12 protein-coding genes are annotated in these 11106 nt (G+C 69.2%); 3 read left to right on the top strand and 9 right to left on the bottom strand.

The window, feature by feature from the left end:
- Positions 1-13: 13 nt before the first annotated feature.
- Complete coding sequence (locus QMO76_RS03105; RefSeq protein WP_306359587.1) at positions 14-1156, bottom strand: alkaline phosphatase family protein; 1143 nt, start codon at positions 1154-1156, stop codon at positions 14-16.
- 151 nt (positions 1157-1307) lie between these two features.
- Between QMO76_RS03105 and QMO76_RS03100 the strand changes: the two genes are divergently transcribed.
- Complete coding sequence (locus QMO76_RS03100; protein ID WP_306359586.1) at positions 1308-1799, top strand: nitroreductase/quinone reductase family protein; 492 nt, start codon at positions 1308-1310, stop codon at positions 1797-1799.
- 170 nt (positions 1800-1969) lie between these two features.
- Here QMO76_RS03100 and QMO76_RS03095 read toward each other — a convergent pair whose 3' ends face one another.
- From QMO76_RS03095 to QMO76_RS03060, 8 genes are all read right to left on the bottom strand, one after another.
- Entirely contained in the window at positions 1970-2329 is a 360-nt protein-coding gene (locus QMO76_RS03095) for a DUF6188 family protein (RefSeq protein ID WP_306359585.1), read from the bottom strand.
- A gap of 119 nt (positions 2330-2448) precedes the next feature.
- On the bottom strand, positions 2449-3486 hold the full coding sequence (locus QMO76_RS03090) for a hypothetical protein (protein WP_306359584.1): 1038 nt from the start codon (positions 3484-3486) through the stop codon (positions 2449-2451).
- Positions 3487-3527: 41 nt separating this feature from the next.
- The gene (locus QMO76_RS03085) at positions 3528-4034 is read right to left on the bottom strand and encodes a PspA/IM30 family protein (protein ID WP_306359583.1); all 507 of its coding nucleotides are present in this window, start codon (positions 4032-4034) and stop codon (positions 3528-3530) included.
- Between the two features lie 273 nt (positions 4035-4307).
- Positions 4308-5465, bottom strand: a complete 1158-nt coding sequence (locus QMO76_RS03080; protein WP_306359582.1) for a transposase — start codon at positions 5463-5465, stop codon at positions 4308-4310.
- 20 nt (positions 5466-5485) lie between these two features.
- Positions 5486-5620: a hypothetical protein gene (locus QMO76_RS03075; protein ID WP_306359581.1), complete on the bottom strand. Its 135-nt coding sequence runs from the start codon at positions 5618-5620 to the stop codon at positions 5486-5488.
- Positions 5621-5628: 8 nt separating this feature from the next.
- Positions 5629-6249 carry a bifunctional 4-hydroxy-2-oxoglutarate aldolase/2-dehydro-3-deoxy-phosphogluconate aldolase gene (locus QMO76_RS03070; RefSeq protein ID WP_306359580.1) on the bottom strand — a complete coding sequence of 207 codons (621 nt, stop codon included), beginning with the start codon at positions 6247-6249 and terminating at the stop codon, positions 5629-5631.
- Entirely contained in the window at positions 6246-7907 is a 1662-nt protein-coding gene (locus tag QMO76_RS03065; protein ID WP_372341873.1) for an amidohydrolase family protein, read from the bottom strand. The genes QMO76_RS03070 and QMO76_RS03065 overlap by 4 nt, the downstream gene beginning before the upstream one ends.
- The gene (locus tag QMO76_RS03060) at positions 7861-9165 is read right to left on the bottom strand and encodes an amino acid deaminase (RefSeq protein ID WP_306359578.1); all 1305 of its coding nucleotides are present in this window, start codon (positions 9163-9165) and stop codon (positions 7861-7863) included. Before QMO76_RS03060 ends, QMO76_RS03065 begins: the two co-directional genes overlap by 47 nt.
- Before the next feature lie 149 nt (positions 9166-9314).
- Here QMO76_RS03060 and QMO76_RS03055 point away from each other — a divergent pair, with 149 nt between their 5' ends.
- Positions 9315-10355: a sugar kinase gene (locus QMO76_RS03055; protein WP_306359577.1), complete on the top strand. Its 1041-nt coding sequence runs from the start codon at positions 9315-9317 to the stop codon at positions 10353-10355.
- The gene (locus tag QMO76_RS03050; RefSeq protein WP_306359576.1) at positions 10352-11101 is read left to right on the top strand and encodes an IclR family transcriptional regulator; all 750 of its coding nucleotides are present in this window, start codon (positions 10352-10354) and stop codon (positions 11099-11101) included. The genes QMO76_RS03055 and QMO76_RS03050 overlap by 4 nt, the downstream gene beginning before the upstream one ends.
- The last annotated feature ends 5 nt before the right edge of the window (positions 11102-11106 follow it).

Here is an 11106-nt window from a genome sequence, read left to right as displayed (position 1 = left end):
CCGCGATGCCGGTTCAGGGCTGGAACACCAGCAGCGGAACGTGCATTTCGGCCGAGGTCAGCGAGCCGTGATGACCGACCATGCCGGATTGCAGCGGTTCGACGGCCGACCGGACGATGCCCCCGCGCTGCCGGGCCACCACGACCAGATCGCCGATGCGGTCCAGACTTTCCGAGGTGACGGCCGGACCGAACCAGCCGCGCTGGACGGCATCGGCGCGCGGCACCACCTCGAAGCGGTCGCCCAGGAGTTCGGTCCACGCGGCGGCGACGTCGGAGGACGCGCCGTCGAGGGCGTAGACGTGGCGGGCGCGTGGTTCACCGCCCAACTCCCCCACGCCGTCGGCGAGCGCCGGATCGGTGTCGAAGTCGATGCGCTCGTCGACCTCCACCATGCCGTGGTCGGCGGTGACCAGCAGCGCGGCGTCGGCGGGCAGCCGCTCGGCGATGGCCGCCGCGGCGCGATCGACATTGGCGAGCTCGAACTTCCACGCCCGCGAGCCCGGACCGCGCACATGGCCGGTGGTGTCCAGGTCGGCGTGGTAGGCGTAGACCAGGGAGCGGTCGCCCTGTCGCAATGCGGTGAGCGCGCCGTCCACCAGATCACCCATGGACACGTCGAAGCGGAAGTCGCTGCCGCGGAACGCCGCTCGGGTCAATCCCGAGCCCGCCTGGAAGATCGGCCCCACCTGGGTGACCGAGACCCCGGCGGCCGCTGCCCGCTCGAAGACCGTCGGCCGGGGCTGGAACTGCTCCGGGACCAGTTCCTTCAGCAGATCCACCTTCGGTCCGGCTCCGAACAGCCCCCACTTCAGGGGCGTCATCAGCCGATCGTGTCCGGGCACCCGCAGCAGGTATCCCACCAGGCCGTGCTCCCCCGGCGGCACGCCGACACCCAGCGACGTCAGGCTGGTGGTGGTCGTGGTCGGGAATCCGGCGGTCAGGCTCCGCGGATCGGCGCTGGCCAGAAATGGCGCGACATCGGCGTGTTCGGCCAGCTGTTCGGCCCCCAGGCCGTCGATCAGCAGCACGCAGATGCGCCGCGCGTCCAATCCCAGTCCGAGCCGGTCGGTCTCCCCCGGAATCCCCAACCCGGCCAGTAGTGACGGGAACAGATCGGACAGCGATGCCTGTCCGTAGCGCGGCACAGTGAACACGTCTCCCACCATCCCAAGATCACAGATGCCGGGCAAGGACTATTCGGCGCGACGACCAGCGTCGGCGCGCCGGCGATCATGCCGTCCACTGGCGAACTACCAAGCAGTCGGTAGGGTGAACTCGTCATCGCCACCGGCACGAGGAACAGGTATGGCAGACAGGCAATCCGACGTCCCGCTCCGGCTGACCGGACGGTTCAACCATTTCGCGAGCACCCGCCTGGCCGGGGTGGCGCGGTTCTACGCCCGGCTGCACGGCAGGCTCTACAGCCGCTTCGGCGGCACCCGTTTCACCACCCTCGAGGGCAAACCGGTCTTCCGTCTGACGGTGCCCGGCCGCAAGTCCGGCGAACCCCGCCCGGTCATGCTCATGCTCGTCCGTGACGGCGACGACCTGCTGGTCTGCGGTTCCAACGGCGGCAATCCGGGCGAGCCGAACTGGTGGAAGAACCTCATGGCCGCGGGTACGGCGCAGGTGCAGGTCGGACCGGAGACCTGGCCGGTCACGGTGCGCCTGGTCGAGGACCGGGCGGAGTACGACCGGCACTGGCGGACCCTGGTCGCCGGATATCCGAACTTCGCCACCTACCAGGCGCTGAGCCCGCGACGGTTCCCGATCGCGGTGCTGCACCGCAGCGCCTGATCCGGTCGATCCACCGGCGACCGCCGGACACCGGACCACGGCGGGTCGCCCCGCTCCGCGCGCCGCCGGGTGACTTCGGCGCGGGGCGAGGTGACGCCGGTGGGGCGCGAGAGGCAGCACACGGTCTCGGCCGCGGTCGCCCGCGATCCCTGTCGCGGCGGGGTTCGCGTTCACGAGGACCAGACCGCGAGCTCCCCGCCGGGCATGGAGACGGCCAGGTAGTTCGGGCCGGTGACCGACCATGCCTCGAAGTACCGGTCCGGCTCGATCACCACCGTGCGACCGGTGTCGAGGGCGAGGTGGAGACCGCCGGAGTCGGGCACGGTGGCCGAGGTGATCACACCGTCGAGCAGGACCACCAGGTCACCGTTGTCGCGGGACGGGTCGCCGACGACGAAGTGTTCGACGCCGTTGGCCGTCTCGACGGCCAGTTCGCCCCCGATATGCAATTCGTACTCGCCCACGCCGAGGGCGAGCAGTGGCTCCGTCGACAGTACGCACAGGTTCCGGCCGGTGATCGGCAGTTCCATGGTGTTCCTCCTCGGGCTCCTTTCCACTGTGCCCGAGGGGCGGACCGGTGCGCCGTGGGCGCTCCGGTCCGTGTGTGGCCTCACAGCGCGGCCGCGACTGTGGGCTGTCGCACGCCCGGTCAGGCGTCGGCGAGGATGCCGAGCACCTGCTCGGAGAGGAAGAACGGCTCCAGCCGCTCGCGAATCAGCTTGGACAGCACACCGTTTCGCTTGGCCTGCTCGATGACCGCCGGACCGTAGCGCAGGATCTCACCGGCGATGTCCTCGCCGGAGAGTCCGAGTTCGGGCAGCATGGCGGCGAGGGTGTGATCGCCGTACTTGGTGAAGAACACGTCCACGCACTCGTCGACGAGCAGGCCGAAGTACTCCTTCTCGCGGGTGGTGAGCGCGATCCGGTAGATGAGCACGGCCAGTTCACGCAGTTCCTGCTGCGAGAGGTAGTCGCGCAGACCGCTCACCGGCTCCCCGGCGTGCAGATCCCAGAACTCCATGGCGGCGTCGTGCACGGGCGCGTCCCGCAACATCTCACGAATGGCGTTGTTGGTGCGCTTCAGCGCGAATTGCGCACCCTTACCGGCCATTTCACCGATGAAGGTACCGTCGCCGGCGGCCTTCTCGGCGGCCCTGCGGGCCTGCTTGGCGGCCGAGGTGCCCAGCGACACCAGCGATCCCACGCCCGGGATCTTGCCGGCCATCTGGCGGTTGGATTCCATGAAGTCGTTGATCAGCTTGTCCACGAACTTCGAGGCCACCGTGGCGATGAGCGGACTCTCGGTGAGCCGCTCCAGAATCCGCTCCTGCGCCTGGTGCATGCCGAAGATCTTCTCCAGCAGCTGTTCGACGGGTTCGCGGTCCACCACGTCGCCGAGGGTGTAATCGTTGTTCTCGGCGATATTGTCGTAGATGGAGTCGGCGAAGACGCTCACCACGTCCCGCAGCACGGGGCTGCCGCCGATCAGGTCTATCACGGTGGCGACGGTCTGCTTGGCATCGTCGATCCCGACGACCTCACGGAAGACCATGGTGTCGGCGACGCCGAGCACGGCCTCCACATCGCGGGCGACCACCTCGGCGAACCGGTCGCCGCTCACTTCTCCGACTAGGTATTCGACCTGGGCGTCCAGGAGTCGTTCTGCGATCTCACGCGGCTCGGTCATCGGCTTCCACCCATCTGCTGATCCGGGACCGCCCGCGCAGGTTACGGCTGATCGGAGTCCTGTTCGTGGACCGATTTCCGGATCTGCTCGAGGCGTTCCCGCGCGGCTTTCTCCCGCGCATCCCACTGTTCCTCGACGCTGCGGCCCACAGGTGTCTGCCGATCCAATTCGCCCATCCCCCGCGCGGTGCCGTAGCGCTGCTCGACCTTATCGCGAACTGACTCGAAAGTAGGGACTCCACCGGGCGAGTAACCGCCGACCGACTCGATACCCGGAGCCGGTTCCGGTATGCCGGAGGTCACAGGAGCCGCCCCGACCTGCCCGAACGCACCCGGCGCATCGGGCTGTGGATAGTTCGCGCCAATCTGAGTGTCGGTACTCACACCCACCGCGACCGGCACATGATCGGTGGTCGCGGCCAGTGAGGCCGCCACCTCGTGCAGCGCTCCCAGCGCGGCTCGTCCGTCGGTGGCGGATGCCACAACGGCGGCCACTTCGGCATCGGACAGGCCCGAGAGGGCTCTCGCGAGTTCACCGGCGTCAGTCATAGAGCCAGGTTACGCACCGAATCGGACATTCGGTGCGAAGTAATAGCGGCGGGCTCTGATTCCCGCCGCCATCGACCACCATCGAACGCCTCAGGCGAGGAGCACGAACAGCAGGCCCGCGACCGCGAAACTCACCACCGACAGCACCGTCTCGAGCACCGTCCAGGTTTGCAGCGTCTGCTTGACGGTGAGGGTCAACCGCCCAACCTCAGAGGGCCGGGCTTGCAACTCCACCGCCCGGCTGGCTGTCGGGCGGCCGGCTGCGTCCAGCACCTAGGCAGGTGCAGGGGCGGCTGACAACGCCCCGCTACCCCACAGCTTCGCCGCGCGGACAGCGATATTGTGGGAAGCGTTCCGGTCGGCGTGTTCAACGAAACCGCAGGACCTGCAACAGAACAGAGCTTGCCTCGGACGGTTGGCCCGATCCACGTGCCCGCATGACCGACAGGTCTGCGACGTGTAGGACGCGTCCACCAACACGACGGCCACCCCGGCACGACGCGCCTTGTACTCGATGAACGATCCGAGTTGGTGGAACGCCCAGGAATGCAATGCGGCCCGTTGGGGCTTGCGCAGCCGTACCCGCTCACGGATACCGGTCAACACTTCGAGACCGATACCGCATGCGGTGCGTTGTGCCTCGACCACAATGCGTCTACTGATGCGATGGTTGATATCCGCCGCGCGGCGGGATTCCTTGCGCCGCTGCCGCTTCAACACACGTTTCGCGGACCTGGTTCCCTTCGCCTGCAACTTCGCGCGTAACTTCCGCTGACGTTCACGGTGGCGACGCAGGCCGCGCCCGGCTGCCCGGTACCCGGTACTGGTGGTGGCGATATTCGCCAACCCGAGATCCACCCCGATCCAGCCGCCCGGTTCACTCTCCTCGACTTCGGGAACCTCGCAGGTCGCGTATAGAAACCACATCCCGTCACGGTGGACAAGATCGGTCTCCCCTTTCCGGTACATCCGTAGCGTTTCCAGCTGATCAGCCGATCCGGCGAAGAGAAGATCCTTCAACCGGCCCGCCGTCGTCCAGACAGACACCGTACAGTTCTCATGCTGCCAAGACAGGCACCGATCATCGAACGGCTGGGCGGCGTCCGACCGGAACCGGATCGGAGCGTTCTCGACCCGCTCGCGGCGGCGGCTGCCCTTCGGGCCGTAGTTCCCGGCGGCCAGGTTCGCCGCGCGAGTCGTGAAGGCGTCGGCCACTTTCCGGATCACGTGCAGCGTGGGCTGCGCTGACAGACCCATGGCTTTGACGTGCTGATAGTACTCGCGTTGCAACTCGACCCGACCACGCCTGACGGCGGATCGCGCCTGTTCAGCGAGCCATGTAGCAGCCGCGTTCGCGGTGCGGACGGTGTCAGCGAGCGCGACGGCTTGCTCCGGAGTAGGCAGGAGCTTCACTGACACGACCAACTTCACCCAGACACAATAGCCTCTACCTATTGCACCCGATGGGGATTTCCACTCCCGGCGTCCGCCGATATCGAGGCGCTGCTATGAAATTCGATGGCGAGCCCGCACAGCACCAGCAGCCCGGGGGTGGTGCTGCGCAGCCAGTCGACGGTGGCGCCCATGGGTTACCTCACTTCAGGGATCGAACGAACGAGGCCGCGCGCGCGGCGATGGCGGACCATCGACCCGCGGCGACATCGGCGGGTGCGACGACATCGGTTCCGGCCGCGACGGCCACCGCGCCGTGCGCGAGGAAATCGGCGGCATTGGCCGCGTTGACGCCACCGGAGGGAATGAGATCCACCGCCGGGAAGGGACCGCGCAGATCACGGAGGTAGCCCGGCCCGAGAGCGCGGGCGGGGAAGATCTTCACCGCCGCCGCGCCCAGGTCGAGCGCGGCCATGACCTCGCTGGGCGTGAAAGCGCCCATGACGACCGGGATATCGCGACGCAGCGCCACGTCGGCGACGGCGGGGCGCAGTCCGGGGGTGACCAGGAAGTGCGCGCCGCTGTCGATGGCGGCTTCGGCCTGTTCGGCGGTGAGCACCGTGCCAGCACCCACCACCGCGCTCGTCGAGGCGGCGGCCTTGCGCAGGCAGTCCAGCACGTCGGGGGTGGTGAAGGTGAGTTCCAATGCTCGAATCCCGGCCCCGGCCAGGGCATCCGCGAGCGCGAGCGGGTCGGGGATCTCGGGTGCCCGCACCACCGTCAGCGCGCGGTCGGTGCGGATCACCTCCAGGGCGGTGGTCACCGGGTCTCCTTCCGCTCGGAATCCATGCGCAGCGCGCGACCGGCCAGCGCGCCGGTTGGTTCGCCGGCGTCGAGGGCGAACACGCCGTTGACGAGCACGTGGGAAATGCCGCGCGCCTGCTGTTTCGGCTGTTCGAAGGTCGCGGTGTCGGCGATGGTCGCCGGATCGAAGATCACCAGATCGGCGGCGTAGCCCTCCCGGATGAGCCCGCGGTCGCGCAGTCGCAACCGCTCGGCGGGCCGACCGGTGAGGTGGTTGACGCAGTCCTCCAGTCCCAGGTGCCCGAGTTCGCGCACGTAGTGCCCGAGGTAGCGCGGAAAGGTGCCCCACGCCCGGGGGTGCGGCCGGTCCCCGACGAGCAAGCCGTCGCTACCGCCCATGTGGCGGGCGTGACGCATGATGGCGCGCACATTCTCCTCGTGGCCGACGTGCTGAAGAATGGTGGTGCCCAACTGGTCTCGGGTGAGCAGGTCGAAGAACACCGCCACCGGTGGCAGGTCGCGGTCGGCCGCGATCTCGCTGACGGTGCGGCCGACGTACTGCCCTAGCGCGGGATCGCGCACGCCGCTGAGCTGAATGGTGTCCCAGTCGACGGTCACGCCGTGGCAGCCGTCGGAGCCGTTCACGGTGACATCGGCGGCGATCCGCACCCGCTGTACCGGGTCGGCGATGCGCGCCAGCGCCGCATCCGGCCCACCCGACATGACCCAGCTCGGCAGCAGCGCCGACAGCGTGGTGGAGCCGGGCAGATACGGATAGCTGTCGAGGCTGATATCGCAGCCGTCGGCCAGTGCCGCGTCGATCATGGCGAGCAGTTCCGGTGCGCGCCCGCGGTTCTCGCCGAGGTTCATGGTGGCGTGGGTGAGGTGCACCGCACAGCCGGTGCGCCGGGCCAGCCCGATCATCTCCGCGTAGGCGTCGAGCGCGCCCTTGCCGTAGGAGCGGGTGTGCGGAGCGTAGAAGCCGCCCGCATCCGCGACCACCTCGCACAGGGCGGCCAATTCGTCGGTGTCGGCGTACATTCCGGGCGTGTAGGTGAGGCCGCTGGACATGCCGACCGCACCCTCGGCCAGGCTCCGCGCGAGCAGTTCGCGCATGAGGTCGATCTCGGTGGGTGTGGCGGACCGCTGCTCCGGGCCGACGACGAGCAGCCGCAGCGTGCCCTGCGGCACCAGGTAGGCGGCATTGGGGGTGATGCCCCGGTCCAGCCGGTCCAGATACTCCCCCACCGTGCGCCAGTCGAAGTCGAGGTCCGGATCACCGTTCCACCCGGCGATCTGGCGGCGCACGATGTCGAGGGCGCGGCCGTCGACGGGCGCGTAGGACAGCCCGTCCTGGCCGATGACCTCGGTGGTCACCCCTTGGCTGAGCTTGGGAAAATGCTCCGGCTCGGCGAGCAGGTGCAGATCCGAGTGGGCATGCATGTCGATGAAACCCGGTGCCAGCACCAGGGATTCGCCCTCCACCACGCGGTCGGCTCCGGCGAGCGTGCCGGGGTCGGCCAGGGCGGCGATGCGGCCGCCGTCGACCAGGACGTCACCGCGGCGGCGCGGCGCACCCGTCCCGTCGATGATGTCGATATCGCGAATGAGTAGTTCGGTCACGGTCGCCTCAGAAGAAGGTGTGCAGCAGGTCGACCACGCGCGGCCGGTCGGCATCGGCATTGTCGATCACGGGGATGAGCCGCCATTTGTCGAAGGCGGTGCAGGGATGCGACAGCCCCAGCCGCACCACGCTGCCGACCGGCACGTCCTCCGGTCCGCCGCCGGGCAGCCGCAGGAAGGCGTGCTGGTCGTTGAGCGCCGACACCAGTGCCCGGCCGGGCGGTTCGCCCGCTGCCGGTCCCGCGATACGCTGCGGGACCGGCAGCCCCTCATCGAACGGGAGATCGCGCTTACCGGCATCGAGCAGCGCCAACTCCGGTTCCGGCCGGGAGACGGTGCGCGCCCACCCGTGCATGGCCGAGCGCAGCGGACGCTCGGCGTGACCCGCGCCGAGCGGGGAGATTCCGGCGTAGAAGCCGTCGTCGTGGATCAGGTACGCGCCCGAGCGCAGCACCACCGTGGTCGCGACGCCACGCGCGGCGTCCTCGTCCGCGAGTCCGGCGAGATGCTCGACCACCAACTCCGGGTAGGCGCTGCCGCCCGCGGTGACCACCGCCGCGCCGGGATACAGTCCGGCCGCGGCGATCTCGCGGTGCAGCCGGGCCAGATCGTCGAGGTAGTCGTGCACCGCGGCCAGCGCGTCGTCGGTTCGATCGTGGGCGAGCGCGCCCTCGTACCCGCCGACACCGCCGAGGCGCAGCCGCCCCGACGCGCTGATCGCCGCCGCGATCTCTAGCCCCCGCTGCACCGAGCGCGCACCGGTGCGGCCGTGCGGCCCGCCCAGTTCGACCAGGACGGTGAGCCGGTCGGTGTCCGGGGCGGATCGCAGGGCGCGATCCATGAGTTCGACCGTGGCGACGCTGTCGGCCCAGCACAGGAATTCGAACTCCGGGTGGACCGCCAGTTCCGCCGCCACCCAGCACAGGGCGACCGGATCGACCAGGGCATTGGCCAGCAGCACGCGGTGTACGCCGAAGGAGCGGGCCACCTGCGCCTGCCATCCGGTGGCCAGGGTGATTCCCCAGGCCCCGGCGGCGAGCTGCCGCTCCCACAGGCGCGGGGCCATGGTGGTCTTGCCGTGCGGAGCCAGCCGCACCCCGGCGGCGCGGGTCCAGTCCGCCATGACGGTGAGATTCGACTCCATGGCCGCGGCGTCCACCGTCAGCACGGGGGTGGCGAGGTCGTCGAGATGTGGTGCGGTGTCCAGGTATTCGCGCACGGTCAGCCCCCACGCGGCGGGTGGGAGGGACTTGTGTTCCGGCCCCAGCCTGCGCTCGTCCAGCGCGGCGACGGCGTCGGAGTCGATGGCCACGGAACTCCCTTCGGATATTCACGGTCAGGACAGTGCAATGCGATAGCCATATTGCATTGCATATTTTGCAACCATTGTTGCGTAATGCGTAAGTGGTGGTTAGTCTGCACGGCATGGCCGAAAGCCGCAAGGGTTCGAAGGGAGTTCGTGTGATCTGGCCGATGCCGACCCGTCCGCAGGCGGTCACCGTGGGCGAGGGACTGGCCGTCCTGGTGGCCGAGCCGGGACCGCTGGAGGATTCCCCCGTCTTCGAGCGCGCCGCGGGCGGCGCCGAGGCGAATGTGGCGGCCGTGCTGACCCAGCTCGGGGTGGCGACGGCCTGGATCTCCCGGGTCGGCGACGACGGCTTCGGCCGGTATCTGATACGGCATCTGGCCGAGCGCGGCGTGGACGTCTCCGCCGTGGCCGTCGACGCCGAGCGACCCACCGCCGTGTACGTCAAGGAGCGCGGCGGCGGCTCGGACACGCCCGGCGATCTGGCGGCGGGTGCGAGCCGAATGCTGTACTACCGCACCGGTTCCGCCGCCAGCGCGCTGTCGGCTGCCGATCACGACGCGGCCGCCGACCTGATCGGCGGCTGCGACCTCGTCCACTTCACGGGTATCACCACGGCACTGTCGGACTCCGCCACCGCACTCACCGACACCCTGCTCACCCGCCCCCGTGGCGACCGACTGCTCAGCTTCGATCTGAATTACCGTCCGGCACTGTGGCATCGCCGCACCGTCGACGCCGCCGAGGTGCTGGCCCGCCATGTGCGCGGGGCCGATGTGGTGTTCCTCGGCTCCGATGAGGCCGAGGCGGTCTTCGGCACCGGCGATCCGGATCGGCTGCGCGCGCTGTTCCCGCAGCCACGGCATCTGGTGGTCAAGAACGACGCGCACGCGGTCATCGGATTCCTCGGTGAGCGGCGGCTCGAGGTGCCCGCCCTCGCCTTGAACGTGACCGAACGCATCGGCGCCGGAGACGCTTTCGCGGGCGGCTACCTGGGCGCGCTGCTCCGAGGCCGGCCGCACGAGCAGCTGTTGCGCTTCGGACATCTGTGCGCGGCGGCGGCGCTCACGGCGGTGGGCGACGGCGCCGAACTGCCGCCACTCGCACGCATGGAGACACTGGCCGCGCTCGATGCCGCGGAATGGGCCCGACTGCGCTACCCCGACGCCGTCGTGACCGAGAATGTGGCCTCATGAGCCAGAGTCTGCAGCGCGCGCTGACCATCCTCACCGAACTGGGCGAGGATTCGAAATCCCTGGACGAGTTGGCCGCTCGGCTGGGCGTGCACAAATCGACGGTGCTGCGGCTGTTGCAGACCATGGAGGGCGAGCGCTTCGTCACCCATGACGCCGGACACCGCTACCGCCTGGGATCACGGCTGTTCGAGCTGGCCAACCGGGCACTGGAGAGCCGCGATATCCGCACGGTGGCGCGGGGGCATCTCACCGACCTCAATGCCGCCACGGGGCAGACCATCCACCTCGCGGTCTACGAGTCCGGTGAGGCCGTCTACATCGACAAACTCGATGCGACACAGAGTGTTCGGATGTACTCGCGCGTGGGCCGTCCCGCCCCGCTGCACTGCACGGCGGTCGGGAAGGTGCTCGTCGCCGCGCAGCCGCGGGCGCGGTGGCGGGACATTGCCGAAGGCATCGAGTACACGCGGTTCACCGATCGCACCATCGCCGACCCGGACGCCTACCTCGCGGAGCTGGAACTCGTTGCCGCACAGGGCTATGCGGAGGACCACGAGGAGCACGAGAGCTTCGTCAACTGCATCGGCGTTCCGGTCCGCGACGGCACCGGGGCGGTGGTGGCCGCGCTGTCCATGTCGGTGCCGGACATGCTCCTCGATCACGATCAGGTGCTCGCCCGGTTGCCCCGGGTGCGCGCCGCCGCCGACGCCGTCTCCGCCGAACTCGGCTGGAGCCCGAGTCCTTGACCTCA

The organism is Nocardia sp. CC227C (genome assembly GCF_030767025.1).
GTDB lineage: Bacteria > Actinomycetota > Actinomycetes > Mycobacteriales > Mycobacteriaceae > Nocardia.
The sequence above is the reverse complement of the archived record's forward strand: the minus strand, read 5'-3'. Positions and strand labels throughout refer to the sequence as shown.

What these genes read in the sequence shown, in the direction of transcription:
- QMO76_RS03100 (WP_306359586.1), top strand. Translation starts at nt 1,308, where the DNA reads ATGGCAGACAGGCAATCCGACGTCCCGCTCCGGCTGACCGGACGGTTC.
- QMO76_RS03095 (WP_306359585.1), bottom strand. Translation starts at nt 2,329, where the DNA reads ATGGAACTGCCGATCACCGGCCGGAACCTGTGCGTACTGTCGACGGAG.
- QMO76_RS03090 (WP_306359584.1), bottom strand. Translation starts at nt 3,486, where the DNA reads ATGACCGAGCCGCGTGAGATCGCAGAACGACTCCTGGACGCCCAGGTC.
- QMO76_RS03085 (WP_306359583.1), bottom strand. Translation starts at nt 4,034, where the DNA reads ATGACTGACGCCGGTGAACTCGCGAGAGCCCTCTCGGGCCTGTCCGAT.
- QMO76_RS03075 (WP_306359581.1), bottom strand. Translation starts at nt 5,620, where the DNA reads ATGGGCGCCACCGTCGACTGGCTGCGCAGCACCACCCCCGGGCTGCTG.
- QMO76_RS03065 (WP_372341873.1), bottom strand. Translation starts at nt 7,907, where the DNA reads ATGCCGACCGGCCGCGCGTGGTCGACCTGCTGCACACCTTCTTCTGAG.
- QMO76_RS03050 (WP_306359576.1), top strand. Translation starts at nt 10,352, where the DNA reads ATGAGCCAGAGTCTGCAGCGCGCGCTGACCATCCTCACCGAACTGGGC.